Raw genomic sequence first — 25,537 nt, 5'->3', positions numbered from 1 at the left:
CAATTGTCAATGGGGTGTGATCTTTTTGCTTTCCGTGGAAAAGCAGATGCTTTTTCTTTTAACCAAGGTTGACGTTATGGAGACACAGGAATTGATTCGAATTTACGAAAAAAGAGGCTACTCGGCGGCTTATATCCGCAACATGCTGTCACAGCTGAAAAAAGACGGATACGCCGATTCGCCGTCACGCTCCACCTACCGGATCACCGGCAGCGGCCGTTCGTTCATCCGCTCGGTCAACCGGAAGCCGCAGCTCTACGGGCAGAGCTGGGACGGCCAGTGGCATCTGGTGCTGATGTCGTTTCCCGAGACCGAGCGCAAACGCCGCGACCGGGTTCGCGCCGATCTGCTGCAGACCGGATTCGGCCAGCTGCAGGGCGGGGTGTATGTGTCGCCGTGGGCGTATCGCGAGGAGCTGGCCGATTTGCTGCAGCGGCACGAGGCGCAGACGTATGCGACGGTATTCACCGGGCGTCTGGAGCAAGGGCGTCTGAGCCCGGAGCAGGCGGCGGATGTGTGGGCGCTGGCCGACATCGCCGCCCGATACGCGGACAAGCTGCGCTGGCTGCGCGAGCAGTTCGAGCCCGCGTTTGCTGCAGCGCTGAACAGCGGCGTGGGAACGGCCGGCGCGCTGGAGCTGTTTGTGCTGTATCTGGCGCTGGGCGAGCAGATTAACGAGCTCTGTCTGGCCGATCCGATGCTGCCGCTGGAGCTGCTGCCGCAGGGCTGGACGGGACAGCAAGCGCTTGAGCGGTTGTTGGGGCGCTTGCAGCAAGCGGAAGCGGCCATTCCGCGTGATTCGGAGTACGCCCGCTTTGTCAGATAAATGGCTTTGTGCACGTTTATTTCATCAATGAACAACTGGCTTCTGGAGGGTTTTCGGTGATCGTGACAACGAAGATTGGCGTGCCTCAGCTGCACCGCGGGGATTTGGTAGCCCGCCCGTGGCTGATCGGCAAGCTTGACGAGGGGCTGGCGGTCAAGCTTACGCTTGTTGCCGCACCGGCCGGCTATGGTAAAACGACGGCATTAGGCGAATGGGCGGCGCAGTGCGCTTGTCCGGTCGCCTGGATTTCTTTGGACAAGTATGACGACAGCTGGCTTGAATTCTGGAGCTACGTGACGGCGGCTATTGCCGAGCGGATTCCCGGCTTCGGCGCCAGCGTGCTGCCTTTGCTGGAGCAGGGGCCGACGTCGTCGGCGTTCATGCAGGAGCCTGCGCTTACTGCGCTGATCAATGAGCTGAATCAAGTGTCCGGCGAGGTGGTGATCGTACTGGATGATTACCATTTCATCGAGCAGGCGGCGATTCACCGCTCGCTGGCCTATTTGCTGGAGCGTCTGCCGCGCACGGTGCATCTGTATGTCTCCAGCCGCACCGAGGTGACGCTGCCGACTTCAAGGCTGCTGGTGAAGGGGGAGCTGCTTCGCATTTCGTCCACGGACCTGCGTTTTCGACAGGAGGAAATCCTCGCTTTTTTCGACGCGGTAACGTCCTTGTCCTTATCCCGGGACGATAGGTTGACGCTGGGCCGCCAGACGGAAGGATGGGTCAGCGGCTTGCAGCTGGCAGCGATCTCGCTGGCGCACAGCGGCAATGCAGCGGAATCGATCCGCCAATTCAATGGTCATCAGCATCACATTGCCGACTATTTGCTGGAGGAGGTGTACCGGGATCTGGCGGAGCCGCTGCGTGAATTTCTGCTGCGCACGTCCATTTTAGGGCGAATGAACGCTGATTTGTGCAGGTCTGTAGCCGAACAAGCGAATGCGCAGGAGCAGTTGGAGCAGCTGGAGGCGCTGAATCTGTTTATTGTGCCGCTGGATGAGGAACGGCAATGGTATCGGTACCATCATCTGCTGGCCGAGTTTCTTCAGCAGCGATTTGCCCGGACGAGGCCCGACGAATGGGCAGAGGCGCACGTGCGTGCAGCGGTATGGATGGAGAGCCGGGGCGCCGTGGAGCAAGCGGCGGAGCACTATTTGGCCGCAGGGCGATATGAAGCGATCGTGCAGTTGATTGAGCCGCATTTGCCGGAGCTGATTCACAGGAAAAGCGCTGTCGTCGGCCGCTGGGTGATGCAGGTGCCGGAGAGCGTGCTGACCCGTCATCCGTTGGTGGAGATGTTTTATTTGCTGCTGCTGGTCGGTATCGGACAAGCGGAAGCGGCGGCAAGCAAAATCGAGCAGGCCCGGCTGCGTTATACGGCGATGAAGATCAGCCTGCCCGAAGCCGAGTGGAAGGCGCTGATGGGCAACATGTATTTTTTGTGCGCGACGGCCAGCTATTTTCGCAAGGATTTGGCCCGCGTCTCGGAATATTTCGATCTGGCGGAGCAATATGCGCCCGAAGGCGGTTTTTTGCAGGCAATTGGCGATAATCGGTACCATGCTTCCGAGGAATTTGACGATCACTTGTCGTTTATTAACGATCATCACGCAGTGGCCGAGGTTCTGCCGAAATGGCTGCAACTGTGGGCGCACAAAAAGCGGCATCCGTTCATGGGCCGACTGTATGCTTCCTACAGCAAGCTGCTGCATGAATGGGATCGGCTCGACGAGGCCGAAGCTTGCCTCATGCCGCTGCTGGAGGCAGACGCCCCGACGCCCAATACGCGGAGCCTGCTGCAAATTTATTTGAGCGCTTCGCGCATCCAGCAAGCGTTGGGCCGGCCGGAGCGGGCCGTTGAGCAGCTGGAGCAGCTGAAGCTCATGCTGGATTCTCCCGACTACGGGCTGTTTATGCGCAAGGTGGAGGCGGAGCGGGCGGTGCTGGCTGTCCGGCAGGGCGATTTCGCCCACGGAGCGGCATGGCTGGAGCGGTGCGGGATGACGGCTGCCGATGAAGTATCACTGCCCGACGTTTCCGAGCATATTGCCGTAGCCCGGGTACTGGCAGCGTGCGGACGCGCAGAGGAGGCGCTGGAGCTGGCGGAGCGTCTGCAGCAGCTATTGTGGAAGGCGGATCGCCTGCGCGACCGTATCCGCATGCTGCTGCTGCAGGGCGTGACGCTTTGGCGGACAGGTCGCGCGGAGAAGGCGCTGAGCCGACTCGACAGCGCGTTACGGCTGGCGAAGCCGCAGGGCTTTATCCGTAGCTTTGCCGACGAAGGTCCGGCGATGGTCGAGCTGTTGGCTGCGTACTTGCCAGCGCTGCGCAGTGGGGCATTTGCAGATGCGAACGGCGATTTGGCGAAGTATGCAAGCCTGCTGCTGGCTACGTGCCGGCGTGAGCCGCTGCAAGTCAAAGCGCAGGCGCGACTGCAGGTTCGCTGCATGGGCCGATTTCACGTGCAAGGTAGTCAAGACGAACGCCAAGAGGTGAAATGGCGTACAAGCAAGACGGAGGAATTGCTGGCGTATTTGCTCCATCATCGGGGCGAGCCGGTGGACAAGCATGTGATTATGGATCGCCTGTGGTCCGATGTAGATGCCGACAAAGCGGCTATGCTGCTGAATACGACCGTATATTATTTGCGGAAAAATTTGGCTGCGATCGGGCTTGATAACGTGGTGCTGTATGCCCGCAGCCGCTACCGGGTCGATATGACGGCGATCGACTGCGACCTGGACGCTGTGCACAAGCAGTTGGCGTCAGGCTTGCCGGCTTCGTCCGATTTGTTCCCTCTCTATGAAGAGGAGCTGACGCGCATGTATCGCTCGGGCTACCTGAGCGGCAGTGATTATCCTTGGGCTGAGGAGGAGCGCAGCAGGCTGGAGCAGCGCTATGTCGATCAACTGCTGCGCATGCAAGAGCGTTATATGCGTGAGAAGCGCACGTCTGAAGCGGCGGGATTACTGCGAAAAGCGTTGATCTACGATCCGCTGAATGAAGATATTCATACCCGGCTGATTGAGGCGTATGCGGCCGCAGGGGACCGGGTCGCTGCGCAACGGCAATATGAAGCGCTCAAGCGGATGCTGAAAACGGAGTTTGGGGTCGAGCCGAGCGAAGAAGTTCAAAGGCTGATGCGGTTGAACCGACAAGGAAATTGAACGGGTGCCCGCTGTGACGAACGGTAGGGAGATAACAGGGTTCTGATTGTGGCAAAGCTGGCTGGACAAGGCTTTGTGGCTTCAGAGCGCTGTTTTTTTGTTGATTGTTTGTTGAGCGGTTTTTAATTATCGAATTGATATAGTAAAAGGAGGTCGGGATACGAGCGTCTGCTTGAACCGGGCCGGCAAGCCAAGGCTTGACGCCCGCTGATCGATTGAGATGCAAAGAGGGGATGACGCAGGAATGAAACGTTATTTGGCAATCATGATGGCTGTACTTCTAGTAATGGGACTTGTGCCCGCCTATGCTTCGGCCGATAGCAGTCCGTTGGGCGGTTGGACGGCCAGAACGTCCGGTTCTACGGATACAATCTATGGTATTGCATACGGCAACGGCTTGTTTGTAGCGGGGGGCGACCGGATTATAACCTCGGCGGACGGCGTTACGTGGAATACCGTTACCTCACCTCCTGGATTTTCTTTTATCGCCAGTATGATTTACGGCAACGGTCTGTTTGTTGGCGTAGGCTGGTCGGGCAATTTGATGACGTCGCCTGATGGTTCCAACTGGACGATGCAGGCTTCGGGCACATCCGGCGTCGTTCGCGATGTGGTATACGCCAACAACCTGTACGTAGCCGTCGGGGATTCAGGCTATGTCAGCACTTCGACGGACGGCGTTACGTGGACAGGGCGCACGTCGGGGATAAGCAGCTCGCTGAACCGGATCACCTACGGCAACGGCATGTATGTGGCTGCCGGGGATTCCGGCAAAATCTTGACGTCTGCGGACGGGATTAACTGGACGGCCAGAACCAGCGGGTCGACCAATCAGCTTTATGGGGCCGCTTACGGCAATGGGATGTTTGTTGTGACCGGCTACGAGGAGCTGATTCTGACCTCGACCGATGGCGTGACCTGGACGGAACGTCAGCGAATTCCGGGGACCAATCCGATGTTCCCGATCGCTTATGCGTATTACCGCGTCATGTATAACGCAGCCGACGGCTTGTTCGTTATAGCAGGTCAATTGGGCAAGGTGCTGACTTCTTCAGACGGCATTGCCTGGACCTTGAGCGATACGGGTTTGTCGGGATGGTATTGGTCCTTAGCCTATGGCGCCGGCTCTTACCTGGTAGGCGGCGGCGGGGGCGTGATACGCCAGACGACTACGGTGAATGCGGCAACGCCAAGCATCGGCACGCAGCCGGCCGACAAAAGCGTGAATCAGGGGGACGCCAGCCCGACGCTTACGGTAGTGGCGAGCTCCACAGATGGAGGGACGCTGAGCTACCAATGGTACAGCAATGCGACCAATAGCCATACAGGCGGCACGCTGATTAATGGCGAAACGAACGCTTCGTTCGACCCGCCGACAGCAAGCATAGGTACGACGTATTATTACGTGGTCGTGACGAACACGAACGGCAGCGTAGACGGCGTACAGACAGCGAAGCAGACGAGCAACGCGGCAGCGGTAACGGTGAACGCCGTGACGAACGCGGCAGCGCCAAGCATCGATACGCAGCCGAATGACCAAACCGTGCTTGTCAATGGCACGAGCCCGACGCTTACTGTGGCGGCGACCTCGACTGATGGAGGGACATTAAGCTATCAATGGTACAGCAATGCGATCAATAGCCATACAGGCGGGACGTTGATTAATGGCGAAACGGGCGCTTCGTTTGACCCGCCGACAACGAGCGCCGGCACGACGTATTACTATGTGGTGGTAACCAATACGAACAGCGGTGTCAACGGCATGCAAACCGCGACCGCGACGAGCGCTGCGGTTCAGGTCACCGTAAATGCGCTGGTGAATGCGGCAGCTCCTCTGATCGGCACACAGCCGAGCGACCAGATCATGCAGCAGAACGACGCCAGTCCTACGCTGAGCGTGACAGCCACCTCGACTGACGGGGGGATGTTGAGCTACCAGTGGTACAGCCATGCAGTCAACAGCAATACGGGCGGCACGTTGATCAGCGGCGCGACGAACGCTTCGTATGATCCGCCGACGGCTAGCGTGGGCGCGACGTATTACTACGTAGTCGTAACGAACACAAACGGCGGCGTCAGCGGCACGCAAACCGCGACATTGGCGAGCCAGGCGGCGCGGGTGACCGTGAATGCGGTGGTCAGCTTTAACAGCAACGGCGGTTCGGCAGTGAACAGTCAAACCGTGAGCTATAATGGCACGGCCAGCGCTCCCGCTTCTCCCGACAAGACGGGTTACACGTTTGCCGGCTGGTACAGCGACAGCGGCCTTACGAACGCTTTTGATTTTACTTCGCCGATCACAGCCAGCTTGACGCTGTATGCCAAATGGGAGTCCTCAATGTCGCTGCTGTCGGGCCTGGTAACCGATATCAGCAGCATTTCGCCGGCATTTTCGGCAGCGGACTTCGCCTACCAGGTTCATGTGGATACCGCTGTAACGAGTCTTCATCTGCTTTTGACCAAGGGAGACGCTTACCAGACGCTTTCGGTAACAGGGGCGACTTATGACAGTGTGACTGCAAACGTATACGATTATTTGGCTTCCAATCTCGTCGTGGGCGCCAACACGGTAGAGATTGAACTGACGGCCCAAAACGGAGTAAGCCATACCTATACCGTTACGATCAACCGGACCACCAACGGCAATGCGGACCTAAGCGGTCTCACACTGTCGGGAGCTGCGTTGACGCCGGTTTTCGCTCCGAATACAATTGTCTACAAATCCAGAGTCGGCAACGGAATTAGCCGTACAGCAGTAACGGCAACGGCAGCCGACCCTGCCGCAACGATTTCAATTAACGGAAACGCGGTCGCAAGCGGTCTGGCCAGCAATGCCATTTCACTTAACGTGGGCAGCAATGCGATTACGATCGTCGTTACTGCGCAGGACAGCTCGACGCGAACCTATACACTGAATGTCACGCGCGATGCGGCTTCGGTTCCGGATTCGAGCAGCGGTGCTTCCGGCAGCGGTTCGTCAGGAAACGGTACGGGATCGGGATCGTCAAACGGGGGAACGGACACACCGGCAGGTCCAACTGATTCAGGCGAACCGGCTAATCCGCAAAATCCGGGCAATCAGGAAAATCCGTCCGGTCCGAAGCCTTCTGCAGAAAGTCCGTTTCAAAATGCAGTCATTCCAGCAGACAGCGTCGTTCAAGCGGTTAAGCTTGCCCTTTCTCGCACAGCCAATGTCACTACGGTTTTTACTGACACCTCTGATCATTGGGGAGCAGACGACGTGAAAAAAGCGGTGAAGCTCGGCATTGTTGAAGGTTCCGGAGACGGCGCCTTCCATCCGGATGCTGCGGTTACTCGCGCCGAGTTCGCTACGATGATCTTTCATGCTTTTGGTCTTCAAGAGGACGGGGATCCGGCTTCCTTCGGCGATACCGGCTCGCATTGGGCCTCCGGATATATCGGAGCGTTGGCTTCGCTGGGCATTATCAACGGCTACGAGGACGGCAGCTTCCGCCCCGACGCTTCGATTTCCCGTGCGGAGATGGTAATCATTTTCTCCAGAGTGCTGAATTTGGGGCTGATGGCGACCGGCGCTACGGACAGCTTTGAAGATGTGAGCGGCGATTACTGGGCCAAGGACGCGATTCAACAAGCCTATGACGCCCGCCTCGTCAACGGAGTGACTTCGACGACCTTCGAGCCGCAAAGCGCAGCTTCGCGCATCGAAGCCGTTTCATTGATCATTCGGGCGCTGGAAAGCGACAGCTCGATCAAAGATTTGATAGCCGATTTGTAAGCATCAACGGCGGTTAAGACCGCTCCGCAAAGCGAAACGGGCCCGAAAGGGACCCGTTCGCTTTTTTTTATTTTTGCTGTGCAGCTCGGCTGCATCGCGGTTTTCGCTAATTGGTTAGCCCGTTTGTCTCCTATTGGGGGCTTTAGGAGCTTCTGTCATACTCGTGTAACAAATTGAACGTATAATGAAAGGAACAAGGGGAGCGGTCGCGCCGGGTGCGCGACAAGGCTCGGGAAGGGGAAGCGCCGATGCAAGTGCCGATGAGCGATGTCAAGCCGTTGCTGTTGAAGTCTGGAGGCCAAAGATGAGTAAGCTGGCCCGCAAGCTGATGATGCGGATTACTGCCGCGCTTTGTCTTGTTTTTGTGTTATCCTATGGCGTCAATACGTATTTGCTGCCGAAATACATGCTGCAGCAAACCAAAAGCAAGCTGGCGGCTCTGACGGCAGAGCTTGCGCCGCTGTCACAGACCTTGGTTATGGCGCGCATTGCTGAGCTGGAGGCGGAGGAACCGCTTGCAGCGGCATATGCGCCGCTTGTCCGTTCCGTGGCTGAGCTCAACGCGGAGCTGCTAAGGCAGTGGAAGCACGAGGGAATTGCGCTCAACAGTTTTGAGTTAACCTTGGATCAGGTGGAGCTGCTGCGCACCGGCGCCAGATTCCATCAAATGTATGATCAGAACAAGCTGAAGGCGAGCTTTTTGGTTCATTTTTTTGCCGCTGACGGTTACGTGTTTGCGGTTGGAGAATCGATTGCCTATTCCTCGGAGCTGCTGCGGACGGTTAATCGCTTCAATCTGTATATTTGGATCGGGATGCTGGCAGGGCTGCTGCTGCTGGCAGCTTTGTATGCGATGCGGATTGTCGATCCGCTCGCGCAGCTCGACCGGACGGCCGAAGCGATTTCGCGCCTCTCGTTTGTCAAGCCGGATATCCGCACCGGCGACGAAATTGAATCGCTTGCGCACAGCCTGGGCCGTATGAGCGACAAGCTCAAGGAAGCGCATCAGGAGCTGGAGGTCAAGAATGCCAACCTGCGCCGCTTCATTTCCGAGATTTCACACGAGCTGAAGACGCCGTTGTCGCTGATTCAGGTCTATGCCGCGGGCCTGCTGGACGGACGGGACGACGGTACCTATGCCGAAGCCATCCGCCAGCAAAGCGCGGAGATGAGTGGTTTGCTTGACCGGCTGCTGGAGCTGTCGCGAAAGCAAACCGAGGCTTACGCATGGTCGGCGGTTGCGCTGTGTCCGCTGCTCGCGGAGCTGCTCGGCACGTATAAGGCTGCAGCCGGGCAGCAGGGGCTGGCCTGGGAAGCCGACGACCGGATGATGCGCGAAGAGGCGGTAGTGCTGGCGGACCGGGATAAGCTGGCGTCGGTTCTGCGCAATCTGATGTCCAATGCGCTGAAATATACCTCCGACGCTCGAGTGAGCGTGACGCTGGAGACGAAGGACGGCCGCTTTCATTTTCGAATCGCCAACGGCACGGAAATTTCCGACGCCCGGCGGTGGGAGAACGTGTGGGCGCCGTTTTATGTGATGGAAAACACCCGTAGCCAGCGGTTCAGCGGCACGGGACTGGGCTTGTCCATCGTTGCGGTCATTTTGGACAAGCATCAGGCGTCTTATGGCTATGAGCTGGGACAAGGAACGGTAACATTCTACTTCACGCTGCCGCTGCTGGGGCCGGAGTGGCTGGAGGGAAAAGAATGCGAATAATTTTTTTGGATATTGACGGTGTGCTGAATACGGATCGCGCGGTGCGGCTGCAAAGGCTTCACGGCGGGGAGAACGGCCTATTCGATACGCAGGCGATACGGTATTTGCGGGAGCTGGTCGAGGAGTCCGGTGCGCAGATTGTGCTGAGTTCGACATGGCGCATTCATTGGGGGACGGACAGCAGATTGTGGAATACGCTGACGCAGCAGTTCCGGCAAGCCGGGATTGACGACCGTTTGCTCGGAGCAACGCCGGTGTTTTCCGAGGGGCTGCAAACGGCGGTAAGGTGGAAGGAAATCGAAGCATGGTTGAATCTCAATGCCGATCTGACCCTTGAATCGTTTGTGATTATCGATGACGAATGGGAGATGGGGCCGTTTACGAAAGATCGTTTCGTGCGGTGTCGCGGATACAACGGAATTACACAGGAATTGAAGGCCGAAGCGTTGCGTATTTTGCAGACGTCGTGGAGGAACATATAAAATGATGGTGCAAATGAAACGAGAGGAAGGCGACTGCAATGGACAAAAAGTTGCTTGCCGGCGGGCTGGCTTTGCTGGCGCAATGCCAAGAGCGCACGGGCGATGTTTGGTACGCCCATTATGGGGCGGGGGCGATTGCCGGGTATTTCTTGAGCCTGCGCGCGGACTTGTCGGAATCGACGGCTGTGCGTATCGCAAGCGAGGCGAAGACGATGCTGGACGCCCGGCGGTTTGCGGAAATGGCGGAACCAGAGACAACGATAGACGCGTTCGAGGCCGAAGCGCTGATTGTGGCGGCTTTGGAAGCCACTGCGGATCGTCTCCACTGGGTCGGCCACAATTTCATATATGCCGCGATCAGTCTGCTGGCTCTGCACGAACTGGGCGGTTGGGGCAGCAAGCAAGCTGTCACGGGGATCGCTGCGTTGATTCGCGCCTTTCGGGGCACGATTCCTGGACGCTCCTGGATCGGCTACACGACCAAGGAGGTCAAGCGGCTGGAGCCGGCGGCGGGAGAGTTTCCGCCTATTGCCGACAGCAAGCAGCTATCGGCGCTGGTTGCCGGGGAATTGGCGGCATTTCGCACGATTTATCGCGCGGAGGCGCATCACGATTTGCTCGGGCATATGCTGACGTTCTCGCACGCGCTGAACGCGCTGCTTGACCGCGGCCACCGCAAGCTGTTTGCCCAAGGGCTGCCTGCGCTGCTGCAGCTGATCGCGGCGCTGCGCGCAAGTCGCGAGCTGGATCCGGACCGGGAGCCGCCGCTGCTGCATTCTCCGGTTGACCGGCTGCCGCTTGTGCCTGCAAGGCGATCCGCCACGCTTCCGCTGGAAGCCGCGTATTGGGAGCGTGACTGGTCCGCGCTGGATTGGGAGTTTGGCCATGCCTTCAAGTTTCCGTTCAGCTTTTATGACCATATGGATCGGCTGGCCAGGCCTTACCCCGAAGCGCTTGAAAATTTTCGCTATGTGATAGGTTAGACAAGAAGGCGCGAACCGGCAGCTTGAACGATTTAAAAAAATGAAGGCCGGCTATGCCTGATTCGCGCCTGTCTGGAGGCGACGATCCGGTAGTCGCGCGTTACGGCAAGCGGCACGCTATTTTGCAAGTAAAAACGGTCGGCAGCTTTCCAGGTGTGGCTGCTTTTGTTTTTTCTGCGCATGTAGACGTAATGAAACGGCGAGGTGGCGTATACGGTGTGCCCCTTGCGTCGGCAGGCTCGCAGAAAGCGCACGTCTTCGCCCAGCGAAATATCGGCGAACCGGACCTGCTTGAGCACGCTGCGCCGAAACAGGATCGTGCCGCCCTGTACAAAGGTCAGCAATTTGTTGCGTTCTTGGGGAGAGCGAATGACAAGGCGGCCGCTGGCGGCCAGATAGACGAGACAGGCGTGTTTGCCGACGACCGTGCTGCCGGTGCGGATCAGCGCGCGGACCTGCTCGCGCAAATAGGCGGGCGCGTAATAATCGTCGTCGTCGAATTTGGCAATCAGCGGATAACGGGCGACGGCAGCGCCGCAATTCAGACATTGGCCCAGCGACACGCGCTCGGGAACGCGGTAGACGCGAATGCGCGGATTGTGGGCGGTTTGCTGGCGAATCGCCTGAAGATTGGCGCTATCATTATTGACAATGAGAATCAGCTCCTTGCGTGGGTAACGCTGGCTGTTAAAATTACGCACGAGGTTGGTCAAAAATTCAGGTCGATTCGTACACGTGACGATCGATACGCCGGGCATGCTCATAGCGCTCCTCCTTCCTGCGGATATCTCCATTATATGAACGAAAGGGCGGGCGGGTCTGGTCGGCTGTCCCGGATGCATTGGCAAATCGTGAGGATAATGGATGGCCAATGGGGCTTTTCCAGTTTCACGCATAATTGGTCCGCATTCTTGAATGTTCGGCGTATGCTCGTGGCAGATGCTACAATAAAACCAAATGGCATCTAGGGTATTATGAACAGCGAGGGGGCTTCAGTGTGGGCGAACACAGCCAGGGGCACAAGCATCGGACAAGCAGCAGCCACATATCGCAAGATGCGCGGCAGCAGGCGGAAGCATCGGCTCCGGGATTAACCGAGAGGCCTTCGCTGACGCCGTCCGGCATGCTGCAGCTGCAGCGAACGCTGGGCAATAAAGCGGTGCAAGCCCTCGTGCAACGGCAGGAGGCCGGAGCTGCGCGCATCCAGCGCGCAGGTGGTCCTGGCGGTACGGGCGGAGGCGGAACGCCCCCGGTACAAGGTCCGAGCCCGGCGCAGCAGCGCAGGGCGGACATGGACGCTGAACGTGACGGCAAGGTGCCAACTCTGGTTGATAACGCTTTCAATGACAGCCGGGAAAAAGCGAAACGCAATCTGGATACGTATATGACCGGAGATTCCAGCGCCGATCCGATCCGCAAAAACGTCAAAGCCAAGGTAATCGCGGAAATCGAAGCGAGCATGACCCGGGGAACCGCGGAGCAACGCAAGGATGCGCTGAAATATGCACAGGCCAGCGCCGACGGCATTATGACCGCGAAGCTGAAAACGTATGCGCAAGAGGTTGCGCACGGCCAGCTGGATGACAGCAAAAAGCTCGCTTTGACCGCAGAGGCCAGCAAAGCGTATGACCTGATTACGCCGAGCCTGAACGATTCCGCGTTTGAGAAGCAAAAGGCCAAATCGGCGGCCGATGCGCAAAAAAGGCTGAACACTACGGCCAAGACGCTGATCGACAATGCGGTCAAGGATGGCAAAACGGTCATCGCCGCCAAATTTGCGCCTGCCGGTCCCGGCGGCGTATCCGGCTTCGACCGGATTGACGTCGGCACGGCCGGCACCGACGAGTTGGACAAGCGGATCGATCTCGACGGCTCGTTGGTCGATCAGCGGGTCGTCCGGCAGGAGACGGTGGCAGGTGCTGTTCATGACGTCAAGGATATGGAAAACGTCTATCGCACGGCGTTGCTGGCTCCGATGAAGCAAGCGGTCATGTCGAAGCTCGGCGTCGGGCGCAGCGCGTTCTGGCGCTCGGACGAGCTGAACAAATACCGCGACGAGCTGAAGCAGGCCGCCCGTAGCAAGGTGAACGACCAGATCGATGCGGAAATCACCGCACGGCAGGGCTCCGGCTCGCCGAGCGCGCCGATGAAGCAGGAATACATCAAGATGGCCTCCAAGGCGACGGCTTATAAAGAAGCCAAGCAGCTTGTCGACGGCGTTATGAGTGACGAAGCCGACACGATCGTTGAACGCGTAGTACCTAAGGATACTACGATTGCGGAGCTGGGCAAGGCGGGCAAAAGCGCGGCTTACGAGGTGGCCCGCAAGGACCGGACGGCTGCCGATAAAATTCAGGCGGCTGGCATCGCCGGCGCCAAGACGCAGGCCGAGAAGCTGCTCAAGGAGCGCAAGGAAACGGCTGTGCTGGAGGCCCGCAAGCTGACCAAGGGCACCAAGGAGACGGATACGGCGCCGGCGACGGGACCGGATGCGGCTCGCACCGCACAGACGCGGGATGCTGTGCAGGACGATACGAAGTCGAGGAATTTGGCTAAGGCCGTGATCGACAAAACGATTGAGGCGCAGGACTTGCAAACCGGCTTTGCCAAATTGGGCAAGCTGATCGATTTGTCCACGCCGAACGCGGGCGACGCCAGCTCCATCGAGGTCGAACTGAAAATTCCGGTGGCGTCGGCGGCCGGCGGCGGAACCGGCTACTTCCTGTTCGGTTTTGCCGGCGAGGCGGAGCGCGAAGCGGAGGATTTGACCGTGAATACGCAGCTGACGTTTGGCGCGGGTTTTACGACGTTCGGCTTTGACGCCAACTTCCGTTTAGGGCTGTTCCTGGAAGGGAAGGGTAAGGATACGGACAGTGTTATGAAGCTGCTTTCTTACGGTTTGTACCGCGAAATGAACAATGTGTCTCCGGCTGCTGCCGGCCATTTCTGGGGCCAAGGCGGCAAGTCCGGCGAATCGAAGATGGTTGAAGCCGAGAAATGGGCGATGATGATCGAGGAGCAGCATATGGACGACGAGGCCGAGGTCAACGTTGGGCTGCTGACCAAGCTGGCGATGGAAGCGAATGTCGGCGTGGCGAAGTTCTCCGGCGAGCTGGCGCTCAAGAAGCTCAGCAGCTACCGCAAAGCGATCATCGAGCAAAAAGGCAAGGACGCGTCCGGCCGCATGCTGACGGCTGCCGAGCGCGTCGCCGGCAACGCCATCGGCAAGGGCGAGCAGCAAAGCGTCTATGAAGCGGAAGCCGAGGTCGAGGTGAAATTCGGCAAGGATACGGTCGCTTTTGGCGTCGAGGGCTCGATGACCAAGGTCGGCGGCAAGCGACGGGCGCTCAGCATGGGGCTGTCGGCCAGCATTCCTTCGCAGTTCGGCGAGGAAGGCGGCGACTTGGCTATGTATGCGGGTAAAATCGTGACGGCGGCTGTGGGCGCGGGCAAAAACCTGAGCGCGCTGATCAAGAAGGCGTCGGGGCCGGAGCCCGACCGTACGGTGCGCGCTACCGGCACGGCGCTGGACGCGGGCAGCGACGCATTGTTCACCGGGAATTATTTTGACGACATCGGGGCGAGCTTTGCCCAGCAAATTCAGGGCGATGAAACGGTCAACGACACGATGCGCTCCTGGCTGCCGGGACAAGATGCCGGAGCGTCGGCGATTGAGCAAGTGAACAAAATTGCGCTGGCGAACGCGCTCAAGCTTTCCGCGGAGTTCAAACGCGAGTATGACGAGAACGGCCTGCCGGGCGACTGGGAGATTGAAATTTCGGCCAGCCAGGTGAAATCGCTGGAGGTCGACGCGGAAATCGTTAAGGCATCGGTGGAGAAATCGAAGCGGCTCGGCAAGCTTGGCTATGCGAAGGGCAAGGGCGTGCAATATGAAGGGCTCGGCTTCGGCAATTAAGCGGCTTGCCGCACTGGGAAGAGAGGGAGATGTCGATGAGCGAAATCGCGGAGGGCGGATCGGCGGAGCAATCGCAAGCTGTATTTGAGCAGGCGCTGGAACTGGTGACGCTGACCGGCGAACGGCTGGCGTTTACGGCAAGGCGGCTGCGCGTCAGCGGAGAAGCGGCGCAACGCGCGTGCGAGTTGACGCTGGAGGCGGCCTGGACCGTCTACGCGGCGCTGACGGCCGGCGAGTGGATGGGACTGGCCGCTGCGGCGCGGGGCGGAGAGACCGGCAGCGGCTTTGAGCCGGGCCGGCCGGTCGAGCTGACGGCGCGGCTGAAGCCGGCGGTGCAACGCGCGCTGTGGCCGGACGGCGCGGAGCTGGACGCCGAGCGCGCGCTGCGGGCGCTGCTTGGCGAGGCGGCGGCGGCGCAGGTTCTGCTGCGGCACAGCGAGAGCTGGCTCGTCGCCGAGGCGAAGCAGCGGGTGGATGTGCCGGCGGAGCTGGCGGGCGGCGTGCTGAAGCAAGGCTACCGCACGCTGTGGGCCGACGCCGGGCCGTGGCCGCCCGCGCCGTCTGCGCGGCCTGCGGCGCTGTCGGGCCAGCCGGAGGCGTCGACGCCGCAGGAGCCTGCGGCGTTGCAGCCGGCCTGGCCGGGGCAGCGGGCAGCCGCGCAGCCGCTCCAGGCGCCGGCGCGGACAACGCCGCCTGAGGTGGCGCCGCCCGCGCCGCACGAGGGGCGCGCCGTGGGCGAGCGCGCGCTGCAGGCTGTCGCGGCCGGCTACTTGCAGCACGTGGGGCTGCCGGCGGAGCCGCTCTCGGCGTCGCTGCTGCGCATCGCTTACGCCGACGAAGCCGGCGCGTGGACGATGCTGGTCCTGACCGACGAAGCCGATCAGGTGTGCATCGTCTACTCGTTGTTCCCGACGCCTGTGCCTGTGGAACGCCGGACCGAGCTGGCCGTTTTCCTCAATGCGGAAAATTACGATCTGGCGCTCGGCAGCTTTGAGCTGGACCCCGCCGATGGCGAGCTGCGTTTTCGCACCAGCCTTGATGTGGAAGGCGACCGTTTGAGCGAAGCGCTGTTTGCGCGGCTGTTCGGCATGAATGCCGGCATCATGATGCGTTATTACGCGGAGCTGGCCGAGCGTATCGGCAGCTAGGGGAGTCGCGTACACGCCCTGTAGGGCAGCGGCCGAGCGGGCAACGCGGCTCATCAGCGAGCGTCCCTCGGTGCTATACACGGCCCAGCCCAGCCGTGCGCCCAGCCGCGATCTGTCTGCCGACGCGAACCTGCCGGATTGCAGGCAAAGCCGCATCCCGCATGATCGGCAACCGGCTGCCGGAGCGCCGGCCTCCTTTTGCAAGCACGAAAGCTACGATCAGCCTGCGCTAGCCGCCAGAGCACCTTGAGCGCGGCCGTGCATCGAACAAATAGACACCTTTTTCGAACAAAGGGCGTCTATTTTTTTGTTTTGTAAAGGGTTACATTTAGAGTGTCATTTCAATACGAAAAGGAGATGAGTGGCCTTTGAACGCAGGGAAGCCGCAAGACGTACAGGTGCCCATGCTGCAAGCGATCGGCGTTCAACGCACGTTCGGCAAGGGCGCGGGGGCCGTGCATGCGCTGAAGGGCGCCCATTTATCGATACCGGCCGGGAGGCTCGTCGCCTTGCGCGGCAGGTCGGGCTCCGGGAAGACGACGCTGCTGAATATTCTCGGCGCGCTCGACCGTCCGACGGAAGGCGCGGTGTATCTGGAGGGTGTGGAGATCAGCAGCCTGCCGGAGAAAAAACGCGACGCGCTGCGCCGCCGCGACATCGGTCTGATTTTTCAATCGTTCGCGCTTGTTCCTTATATGTCGGCTTACGAGAATGTGGAATTCGGCCTGCGCATCGCAGGCGCGCCGTCGGCCGCCTACCGCACTTGGGCGGAGGAAGCGCTGGATTTTGTCGGTCTTACCAAACGGATGACGCATCGGCCCTATGAGCTGTCCGGCGGTGAGCAGCAGCGGGTAGCGATTGCCCGGGCGATTGCCCATAAGCCCAAGCTGATCTTGGCCGACGAGCCGACGGCTGAGCTGGACAGCCGCATGGGCTTGCAGGTGCTCAAGCTGTTCAAGGACCTCGTGCGCGAGGGCATGACGATTATTTTGACTACGCATGATCCGGCGATTATGGAAATTGTCGATGAAGTCTATGCATTGGAGGATGGTGTCATTGTTGATGAAGGCTAACGGAAAAGCGGTCAAGCTGTTGGCGGTGGCCGGGGCGCTGGCGGTGCTGTCGGGCTGCTCGCTCGTCCCCAAGGAGGAAGAAGCGCTCAAGCCGCCGCTCGTCGTGCCGGTGAAGGAGAATTTTGAGCTGTATGAAGTGAAGCCGGGCGATATTACGAAAAAATTTACCGCTGTCGCGACCTTTGCCTCCAGCGAAACGTCCAGCTTGTACTACAAGCAGTCGGGGCAGCGCCTGGCTGGCATCAAGGTGAGACTCGGCGACGAGGTTAAAGCTGGCGACGTGGTGGCCGAGCTGGAACAGGGCGATCTGGAGACGCGCATCAAGCTGCAAAAGCTCAATCTGGAGCGGGCGCAGCTGGCGAGCGTGCAGACGCTGCAGGACGATCCGAACAACGCGCGGGCGATCCGCATGAAGCAGATCGACGTCGAAGCGGCACAAATCGAGCTCAGCTCGCTGCAGGACCAGCTTGACAAAACACGGCTGAGCGCGCCGAAAAGCGGGATTGTGACCTATTTGAGCGATGTCAAGCAAGGCGATTATGTGGATGCGTTTACAACGATAGCGAAGATTTCCGATCCGAGCCGGATTCAGCTCATTTATGAAGCGCCGAACAGCACCGATCTGGCCGGCATCCAGGTCGGCATGGAGGTCGAGATCAAGCTATCCGACTCGGGCACAGTGGCGAAGGGCAAGGTGCTGCAATCCCCGACCAGCGCCGCGTCGACCGATAACAAGGAGCAAAACGACCGCAATGCCAAGACGGTGATTATTGGCGTCGACAAGGATCTGGAAGGCGCGAAAATCGGCGCTTATGCCGATATTACCATCACGCTGGAAAAGCGCGAGAAGGTGCTGATCATTCCGCGCGTCGGCTTGCGCTCGTATTTGGGCCGCGACTACGTGCAGGTGCTGGAGGGCGAAAGCCGCAAAGAGGTCGATGTGGAAAAAGGGCTCGTGACGCCGACCGAGGTGGAAATTCGCAAAGGGCTGATGGAAGGGCAAAAAATCATTCTCAATAATTAGCAAATTCGCAATCGGCAAGGAGGACCTTTCGTGGCCTTATTCCTTATGATACTCCGCAAAATGGTCAAAAACCGCTGGCTGGAGCTCAGTCTCCTGCTCGGGCTGATCGTCTCCGTAGCGCTGGCCAGCACGATGCCCATTTATACGCACGCGATTTTGCAGCGGATGCTGGTCAAGGACCTGGAGACGCTGCAGCAGGATACGCAGCAATATCCGGGCACGCACTACTCCTACGTATATTTGAACGGCGACGGGCTGGACGCGCAGGGCAAGCCGATCACGGCAACCGACGATTTCTTCACCGATGCGAGCCGCGACTTCAAGCTGCCTGTGCTGGCGGCGACCCGGATTCGCGCAACGATCAATCTCGACCTGACGCCGAGCGATCCGAGCAAGGTCGATCCCGGCCCAAGCCGCACGGCCGATCTTAGCGCGATGCAGGATATGGAAGCGCACATCCGGCTGATCGACGGACGCATGCCGGCCAAGGAGCCGGTGGACGGCGTCTATGAGACGTTGGTTGCGCCGGAGCTGCTTGGCAACCTCAAGCTTGTGATCGGCAATGAGTTTACGATCAACGACAAGTCGCTGCCCCAGCCGGTGCGCATCAAGCCGGTTGGCGTGTTCGAGCGCAAGGACAATGCCGATCTGTACTGGCCAAGCGGGTACAAAAACTTCCGCTCCACCTTTTTCGTACCGTACGAGCTGTTCGAAAAGGACTTTACCGTCGGCAAAAAGCTCAAGGTGCTGTTCGGCTACTGGTATTATGCCTTCGATTATCATGCGATGAAGCTGGAGAGCATCGACGATTTCACGGGCGGCTCCGCGCGTATTGACAACTATTTATCGACCCATTTCAAAACCTACACGATTACCAATCCGGCGCTCAAGACGTTTAAAACGTATTTTGACAAGGAAAAACGTCTGCGGCTGATGCTTTGGTCGCTGAACGTACCGGTGATGATTCTGCTGGCGTTCTATCTGTTCATGGTCGCGAATTTGATCGCGGAGCGGCAAAAAACGGAAATCGCCGTGCTGCGCAGCCGGGGCGCGAGTCGATTGCAGATGCTGCTCGGCTATTTGATCGAAGGCGTGCTGCTGGGCGTCGTGGCGCTGGCGATCGGGCCGTGGATCGGGCTGTACTTGACGAAAATGCTCGGCGCCGCCAACGGCTTCCTCGAATTTGTCCAGCGCGCCGCGATGGACGTCGAGCTGAACCGCGAAGCGTTTCGCTACGCGCTGATTGCGGTCGGCGCTTCGATTGTCATGACGCTGCTGCCGGTTGTGCTGGCGACTCGCGTCTCGATTGTCGGCCATAAGATAACGTTGGCCCGGCAAGGGCGGATGTCGTTTGCCCATAAAATTTTTATCGACGTCATCCTGATGGCGTTATCGATTTACTTGCTGCAATCGTTCCATCGGCGAATGAGCGATCTGGTGTCGCTCGGGCTCGATTCGGTCGATCTGAAGGTCGATCCGCTGCTGTTCGTCGTCCCGGCGTTGTTCGTGCTGGCCAGCGGATTGCTGCTGCTGCGGGTGTATCCGTGGCTGATCCGGCTCGTTTACTGGCTCGGGCGCAAATGGTGGCCGCCGTATTTGTATTCGACGCTGCTGCAGGTCGGCCGCTCGACGACGCAATATCAGTTCATCATGATGTTCCTGATTCTGACGATGGCAACCGGCCTGTTCAGCGCCAGCGCGGCCCGTACGATGAACCAGAACATCGAGGACAAAATCCGCTACGCGACCGGCGCCGATATCACGCTGCGCACGATGTGGCAAAACGACGCGCCGCCGCCAGCGCCTTCCGGTCCGGGCGCACCGCCAGCCGATTCGGGCGGGGTAAAGGAGCTCAAGCGCGTTCAATACACAGAGCCGCCGTTTCTCCTCTACAGCCAGCTGCCGGGCGTTGAATCCGCGGCGCGCGTCTTCCGCAAGCAAGCGGCAACCGTGACGATCGGCAAAGAGGTGCTTGAAACCGACCTGATGGGCATTGACACCGATGCCTTCGGGCGTACGGCCTGGCTGCGCGACGGCTTGCTGGATCATGATTTTTACGCCTACTTGAATGTGATGGCCTCCAACCCGCGGGCGGTGCTGATCTCCCGCTCCGTCGCTGACGAGCTGCAGGTGCAGCCTGGTGATAAGGTGAGCGTTGGCTGGAGCGGCGTCGACGGCTCGACGGCTATTGTCTACGGCATTATCGACTACTGGCCGAGCTGGAACCCGAACCCGGCGCTGGGCAGCGGCGAGACGGCCGCCAACAAGGAGACGAAAACAAAGGTGCCGCATCTGGTCGTCGGCCATCTGTCCTTCATCCAGAACAATCTGGCGGTGGAGCCTTATGACGTATGGCTGAAAATGAAGCCGGAGGCCTCCAGCCAAGCGCTATACGAGGCGCTCAAGCAAAAAAACATGCCGATTACGGAAATCCACGACACCAAGCAGCAGCTCGTCCGGTCGAAAAACGACCCGTTCCAGCTCGCCATCAACGGCGTCATGACGCTGGGCTTTCTGATCGCGGCGGGAATCAGCTTCATCGGCTTCCTGCTCTATTGGGTGTTGTCGCTGTCGGGGCGCATCCTGCAATTCGGCGTCCTGCGGGCGATGGGCGTCTCCTTCGCGCAAATCGTCGGCATGCTGATCGTCGAGCAGCTGCTGACCTCCGGCGCGGCCGTCCTGATCGGCGTGCTGACCGGCAACCTCACCAGCGAGCTGTTCGTGCCGCTGTTCCAGCTGTCGTTCGATGCGTCGACGCAGGTGCCGCCGTTCCAGGTGCGCTTTGACCCGCGCGATCAATTGAATTTGTATCTCATCGTCAGCTTGATGATGTCGATTGGCCTGCTGACGCTGGGCTCGATGCTGTCCCGGATCAAAATTCATCAGGCCGTGAAGCTCGGGGAGGATTAACGGATGATTCATTGCGAAAATCTGGTCAAAATCTACAAAGCCGCCGACATCGAAGTCGTCGCGCTTCAAGGGCTCGACCTGCATGTCGATGAAGGCGAGCTGATGGCGATTATCGGCAACAGCGGCAGCGGCAAATCGACGCTGCTCAACATGCTGGGCGGGCTTGACCGCCCCTCGGCCGGCAATTTGCTTGTCGACGGCAAAGATTTGCTCAAATTCAGCGAGTCCGATCTGGTCCGCTACAAGCGCGAAACGGTCGGCTTTGTCTGGCAAAATAATGCGCGCAACCTGATCCCGTATCTGACTGCGCTGGAGAACGTCGAGCTGCCGATTCTGCTGCAGGGCCGCCGCCGCCGGCAGCGGGCGCTCGACCTGCTGGAAGCGGTGGGCCTCAGCCACCGCCGCTCCAACAAGCTCAGCCAGCTGTCCGGCGGCGAGCAGCAGCGGGTCGCGATTGCCATTGCGTTGGCCAACCAGCCCAAGCTGCTGCTGGCCGACGAGCCGACGGGCTCGGTCGATACGAAAATGGCCAATCAAATTCTCGACTTGTTCCGCGACTTGAACCGCAACTTCGGTTTGACCGTCGTCATCGTCACTCATGATCCGCTGCTGGCCAAAAAGGTCGACCGCGTCGTCGCGATCCGCGACGGCAAAACCTCGGCGGAAATCTTGCGCCGCCGCTCTTACGCCGAAGAGCTGGAGGAGCTGGAGCAAGGCGACGGGGAAGAAGATACGCACGTGGAATACGCCGTCGTAGACAAAGCGGGCCGTCTGCAAATTCCGTCCGGCTATCTCGATTCCATCGGCGCGAGCGGCACCAACAAGCTGCGCGTCGCTGTGGAGGACGGGCGCATCGTGCTGCTGCCGCCGGATTCGCGGTAGAACGAGACAGAAAGAGACAGAACGAGACAGAACGAGACAGAGCGCGGTATAGTGAGTTATTGCGAGTTGTAGTGAGTTTTAGTGAGGTAGAATGAGTTAGGACGCAATAGAGCTTGATAGAGGAGATCGCTAAGAATGCGGGAGAAAACGCGATATGGCGTGCTCGAACGTGGTAGAATGTGATAAAGATTGGCCAAGAGAGCTACAGAACGACAAGGCATCCCTGCCTTCGTTTCTGCAGCTCTCTTTTTGCGTGGTCCTATCTTCCTGGTTCTGGACGAAAAGTTAAAAACGCGCAAGGTTGCATGCAGGAATTCGCTAAAGGCTGTTGAATACATTTTACAAATTGCATGTAATATAAAACTGAGGGGTGATGAGCATTAGCGGGCTGAAAGTAGATGTAGACGTCATTCGCAGCTTGACGCAGGACGCAAGCCGGCAGACGGGGAAACTGGCTGAAGTACGCAGCGGCGTAGGGTTGTTGGTATATGGGCTGGAAGGGGGCGTATCGGCGCGCCGGGGGATTTCCAGCCGGATCAATAAGGCGCAGCGCGACGTGGACAGCTTGCAGCAGCGGCTGACGAGCTTGTATGCTTGTATCAGGGAAGCGACCGACCGTTACCAGCAAGCTGAAGACGGACTCGCCGGCAGAGCGCGCGATTTCATGGAGCGGCGTTCGCTGCCGTCCTCCTATCCGGATATTCCGGGGTTGGATTGGTCGAAGGTGCCGGACAACATGAAGCAGCAATTGCTGGACAGTATCGCAAACGCCGAGCAGCAGAAATATCAGATCCCCGGCCTCGATTGGGACAAGGTGCCGGCCAACCTGCGCGACCAGCTCAGAGCGAGCATCGATCAGGCGGCGCAGCAGCGCGCCTACCTTCCGGCGGAGGAGCCTCAGCCTCAGCCAGTATCGCTGGCTGAACGCACGCCGGCCGAGTTCAAGGCGATGGTGGGCGGCTACGAGCGAGAGCATGCCGGCAGCAACGACGTCTACTACATCGATGAGCATGGGAAGCGGACGCTGATTGATTTTGACAATTTGCAGGCGTTAATGGCCGAGTTCAACAGGACCGGGGCCAACTATCATCCCGGCGATATTTTGATGATGATGCCGGTGGATTATACGAAGTTTTTTCAATATGCGGTGGAACAAGGCTACGATCCGCGGACCTTTTTGCCGCTGAATCCCCAGGACCGGGACGCGATGCTCGGCTATGTCATCGGCCGCAAGGTTTTTGAAGAAGAATCGCGTCAGAAAGCGCGGGCGTGGGAGTCGCTGGTGCTGGACTTGACGCCGATTGTCGGCTCGATCAAAGCCGTGATCGACCTGTCGACGGGCAAGGACTCCGTCACGGGCCACGAGCTGGACGGCTGGGATTACGGCATCGCCGGAGCGGGCATTCTCGCACCTGTGGTGGCCAAGCCGATTGCAAAGGGCATAAGCAAGGGCGTCAAAGCAGTGTTCGGCACGGAGGAAGCGGTGAAGGATGGGGCGCGGGTTGCGGAGTTAGGGAATGGTATAGGAAGTGCATATGACCATGTTTATACTTCTATCCGTCCAGTTGAAGAAGTATTTCCTGAACTAAAGAATATTAATCCTCATTATGTTGAGGATGCCAGTCCTGGAATCAATACGAACTGCACTTCTTGTGCAAATGCGACACATAGTCGATTATCCGGGACGGACTTGGAAGCAATTGCTCAGAACATGAAAGGCTATGGATACCATAATGATTTATTGCCATCATCGCCGTGGGGATTTGAGAAACCAAGTTCAGTTTCTGAAGTTATTGAACAAGTTTCTAAAAAAAGTGATGGATTTACAGCGCCGGTTGTTATCCATCAAGGAAATATCTTGCATGTGATTAATGTTATTAACAAGAATGGGGAAGTCATTTTCATCGATTCGCAAATAGGAAAAATTGTTGAGTTAGATCCTAAGCTTATATTGGAACTAGGAAAACCAAATTAAAGAGAAGGGCAGGTTATTTCTTTGAAAGAGTATATCCAAACCATTACCTTGGAAGAAGCCAGACAATTGGCAGATCAGCTTGCGTTGATCAAATTAAACCCTTATCGGACCAATGAAACGATTCCGCTATTAAGTGAACACATGCTTGAAGCAGAATGTTGCTGGTTTTTCTTTAGAAATAAACAAATCGTGGGACCGGAAGACGGGTTTCGCTCATGGGATTGCGCTTATTCCGTCAGTAAACGGGGAGATGTGGGCACTATCATTGATTTATCCCATGATCCAGAGAAGCTTGCGGCCTACATTCAACAGTTTTCAGACCGTTGTAAGGAAATGGGGGTGTAGGGCTCATTACAAAGAACGGATACGTGCGCACCACCTGGTTCGCAGAAGGTGAGATTCATTTTAGACAAACCGTATGCGGGGAAGAAAAGACATTAATCTGGGTTTCATCCGCTAAATCGAATGTTGGTTTCACGATGATCATGTATGATTTTATAGAATGGTGTCGACGTGAGATGAATTTGAACATAGAGGTTGATATGAGCTGGAATCATCACCGGGGGTTTGCAGTGTCCAACTCCGATTGGCCGTTGGTTAGGTCGGAGATGATAAGATTTATTCATCTGCATAACATTCAGGCCAGTGAAAACGACGACATCTTTTCAGATGGAGAGTGGTATTCGTGATGGAGACGCCGACTATGTGATGTGAGGTACTATTTATGCAATCTCAATACGATTTGTTTACAAAAGTGTTTTTGGATACGGATTACGAAAAAAAAAAAGTAGTTGAAATGGTTTGTCAACTTGGCGAGGGTGCTGCTTCAGGTTCGGTGATTACAACGCAACTGTCTGAGATTTTTGTTTTTCATAACGAAGATTTTTCAGAAAAGAAACGGAATCAGGGAAATGATGAATTTTTGTACTATAGATACTATCTGGATATCGAACCCGTCACGGGTGCTGGGGAAAAAATATACATGGATGCAATTGCCAAACTTGTAAAAGGGTTATGGGAAGCTGGATTCAAGACAGTTGTTTCCTGTGACTTTGAAGATGAACTGCTTGGAGACGAGACATGAATAATCTTTTGGAACAAGCGGTGTCGCGAATTTCTGATTTGAACTGGGGAGCCAGAGAAATAAAAAAACAATCGAGTGAGATGTTGATTGCTGAATATTTAAGATGAGCTTCTATATTTTTGAAGCGGCATGCTTACGAAATGGGGCCATTTTTTAGCCCTGCCAAAGTGATTGGCAGCGATTTGGATTTAGAGTATCTAATGACCTCTATTTTTACAGAGTCAGGAACTCCGAATCTTTTATGCAAAACCATTTGTTTACGATATTTGGAATGGATTTCGTTAGTTGAAAGTGGCGAGCTTGGCGATGGGTTGCCTCAACGATATCATGAGGTTATCTAACATGCTTATGAGGAGTACAATTGTAAGGATTAATGAAACCCGTGTATGAATCCGCGAATCTTTTTACCGCCAGAGTAGCTCAACATCTGTCCTTTTGCTCAGTCAGAGGAGGGGGATTTTTTCGGATAGCGATTTTCGTTACTGCAAGCAGGCTTAGTTATGGTGTAAAACAACCATGATGGGCCTGTTTTGTTATTTACTAGCGCTACTATGTAAACGAACGATTTTTGCGTTGCAATTGCGAGC

At 57.7% G+C, this 25,537-nt stretch carries 16 protein-coding genes; 15 read left to right on the top strand and 1 reads right to left on the bottom strand.

The features are described 5' to 3' along the window. Positions 1–91: 91 nt before the first annotated feature. From B5M42_RS23160 to B5M42_RS23135, 6 genes are all read left to right on the top strand, one after another. Entirely contained in the window at positions 92–826 is a 735-nt protein-coding gene (locus tag B5M42_RS23160) for a PaaX family transcriptional regulator C-terminal domain-containing protein (RefSeq protein ID WP_230633157.1), read from the top strand. Positions 827–882: 56 nt separating this feature from the next. Beyond that, complete coding sequence (locus B5M42_RS25635; RefSeq protein WP_134755952.1) at positions 883–3,996, top strand: BTAD domain-containing putative transcriptional regulator; 3,114 nt, start codon at positions 883–885, stop codon at positions 3,994–3,996. Between the two features lie 244 nt (positions 3,997–4,240). Further along, a complete protein-coding gene (locus tag B5M42_RS23150) occupies positions 4,241–7,753 on the top strand; it encodes an S-layer homology domain-containing protein (RefSeq protein ID WP_167690183.1) in 3,513 nt (1,170 codons plus the stop codon). 304 nt (positions 7,754–8,057) lie between these two features. Continuing rightward, the gene (locus B5M42_RS23145; RefSeq protein ID WP_134755948.1) at positions 8,058–9,473 is read left to right on the top strand and encodes a sensor histidine kinase; all 1,416 of its coding nucleotides are present in this window, start codon (positions 8,058–8,060) and stop codon (positions 9,471–9,473) included. Continuing rightward, positions 9,464–9,955, top strand: coding sequence for an HAD domain-containing protein (locus B5M42_RS23140; protein WP_134755946.1), 492 nt, complete (start codon positions 9,464–9,466; stop codon positions 9,953–9,955). The genes B5M42_RS23145 and B5M42_RS23140 overlap by 10 nt, the downstream gene beginning before the upstream one ends. Positions 9,956–9,993: 38 nt before the next feature. After that, complete coding sequence (locus tag B5M42_RS23135; protein ID WP_134755944.1) at positions 9,994–10,938, top strand: hypothetical protein; 945 nt, start codon at positions 9,994–9,996, stop codon at positions 10,936–10,938. A 32-nt stretch (positions 10,939–10,970) separates the two neighbouring features. Here B5M42_RS23135 and B5M42_RS23130 read toward each other — a convergent pair whose 3' ends face one another. Then, positions 10,971–11,702 carry a glycosyltransferase family 2 protein gene (locus tag B5M42_RS23130; protein WP_134755942.1) on the bottom strand — a complete coding sequence of 244 codons (732 nt, stop codon included), beginning with the start codon at positions 11,700–11,702 and terminating at the stop codon, positions 10,971–10,973. Between the two features lie 233 nt (positions 11,703–11,935). Here B5M42_RS23130 and B5M42_RS23125 point away from each other — a divergent pair, with 233 nt between their 5' ends. The 9 genes from B5M42_RS23125 (at position 11,936) to B5M42_RS23085 (ending at position 24,950) form a co-directional block, all read left to right on the top strand. Further along, positions 11,936–14,854 carry a hypothetical protein gene (locus tag B5M42_RS23125; protein WP_134755940.1) on the top strand — a complete coding sequence of 973 codons (2,919 nt, stop codon included), beginning with the start codon at positions 11,936–11,938 and terminating at the stop codon, positions 14,852–14,854. Between the two features lie 35 nt (positions 14,855–14,889). Further along, entirely contained in the window at positions 14,890–16,002 is a 1,113-nt protein-coding gene (locus B5M42_RS23120) for a YbjN domain-containing protein (RefSeq protein WP_167690181.1), read from the top strand. 404 nt (positions 16,003–16,406) lie between these two features. Next, positions 16,407–17,075: an ABC transporter ATP-binding protein gene (locus B5M42_RS23115; protein ID WP_134756003.1), complete on the top strand. Its 669-nt coding sequence runs from the start codon at positions 16,407–16,409 to the stop codon at positions 17,073–17,075. Next, positions 17,065–18,099, top strand: coding sequence for an efflux RND transporter periplasmic adaptor subunit (locus tag B5M42_RS23110; RefSeq protein ID WP_134755936.1), 1,035 nt, complete (start codon positions 17,065–17,067; stop codon positions 18,097–18,099). The genes B5M42_RS23115 and B5M42_RS23110 overlap by 11 nt, the downstream gene beginning before the upstream one ends. 30 nt (positions 18,100–18,129) lie before the next feature. Continuing rightward, positions 18,130–21,009, top strand: a complete 2,880-nt coding sequence (locus B5M42_RS23105) for an ABC transporter permease (protein ID WP_134755934.1) — start codon at positions 18,130–18,132, stop codon at positions 21,007–21,009. Between the two features lie 3 nt (positions 21,010–21,012). Then, on the top strand, positions 21,013–21,891 hold the full coding sequence (locus B5M42_RS23100; RefSeq protein WP_134755932.1) for an ABC transporter ATP-binding protein: 879 nt from the start codon (positions 21,013–21,015) through the stop codon (positions 21,889–21,891). A 373-nt stretch (positions 21,892–22,264) separates the two neighbouring features. Further along, positions 22,265–23,866 (top strand): pre-toxin TG domain-containing protein, encoded by a 1,602-nt coding sequence (locus B5M42_RS23095; RefSeq protein ID WP_134755930.1) that lies wholly within the window; start codon positions 22,265–22,267, stop codon positions 23,864–23,866. Positions 23,867–23,887: 21 nt separating this feature from the next. Continuing rightward, entirely contained in the window at positions 23,888–24,211 is a 324-nt protein-coding gene (locus tag B5M42_RS23090; protein ID WP_134755928.1) for a hypothetical protein, read from the top strand. Positions 24,212–24,590: 379 nt separating this feature from the next. After that, positions 24,591–24,950 carry a 1,4-dihydroxy-6-naphthoate synthase gene (locus B5M42_RS23085; RefSeq protein WP_134755926.1) on the top strand — a complete coding sequence of 120 codons (360 nt, stop codon included), beginning with the start codon at positions 24,591–24,593 and terminating at the stop codon, positions 24,948–24,950. The last annotated feature ends 587 nt before the right edge of the window (positions 24,951–25,537 follow it).

Source organism: Paenibacillus athensensis (assembly GCF_004514475.2).
Classification (GTDB): Bacteria; Bacillota; Bacilli; order Paenibacillales; family NBRC-103111; genus Paenibacillus_AL; species Paenibacillus_AL athensensis.
This window is presented reverse-complemented; position numbering and strand designations above follow the sequence as displayed.

Bases quoted from the DNA above. Each gene is read 5' to 3' on its own strand.
- B5M42_RS23110 (WP_134755936.1), top strand. From the start codon at position 17,065: ATGAAGGCTAACGGAAAAGCGGTCAAGCTGTTGGCGGTGGCCGGGGCG.
- B5M42_RS23150 (WP_167690183.1), top strand. From the start codon at position 4,241: ATGAAACGTTATTTGGCAATCATGATGGCTGTACTTCTAGTAATGGGA.
- B5M42_RS23145 (WP_134755948.1), top strand. From the start codon at position 8,058: ATGAGTAAGCTGGCCCGCAAGCTGATGATGCGGATTACTGCCGCGCTT.
- B5M42_RS23140 (WP_134755946.1), top strand. From the start codon at position 9,464: ATGCGAATAATTTTTTTGGATATTGACGGTGTGCTGAATACGGATCGC.
- B5M42_RS23115 (WP_134756003.1), top strand. From the start codon at position 16,407: ATGCTGCAAGCGATCGGCGTTCAACGCACGTTCGGCAAGGGCGCGGGG.
- B5M42_RS23085 (WP_134755926.1), top strand. From the start codon at position 24,591: ATGCAATCTCAATACGATTTGTTTACAAAAGTGTTTTTGGATACGGAT.
- B5M42_RS23100 (WP_134755932.1), top strand. From the start codon at position 21,013: ATGATTCATTGCGAAAATCTGGTCAAAATCTACAAAGCCGCCGACATC.
- B5M42_RS23120 (WP_167690181.1), top strand. From the start codon at position 14,890: ATGAGCGAAATCGCGGAGGGCGGATCGGCGGAGCAATCGCAAGCTGTA.
- B5M42_RS23135 (WP_134755944.1), top strand. From the start codon at position 9,994: ATGGACAAAAAGTTGCTTGCCGGCGGGCTGGCTTTGCTGGCGCAATGC.
- B5M42_RS23130 (WP_134755942.1), bottom strand. From the start codon at position 11,702: ATGAGCATGCCCGGCGTATCGATCGTCACGTGTACGAATCGACCTGAA.
- B5M42_RS23095 (WP_134755930.1), top strand. From the start codon at position 22,265: ATGAGCATTAGCGGGCTGAAAGTAGATGTAGACGTCATTCGCAGCTTG.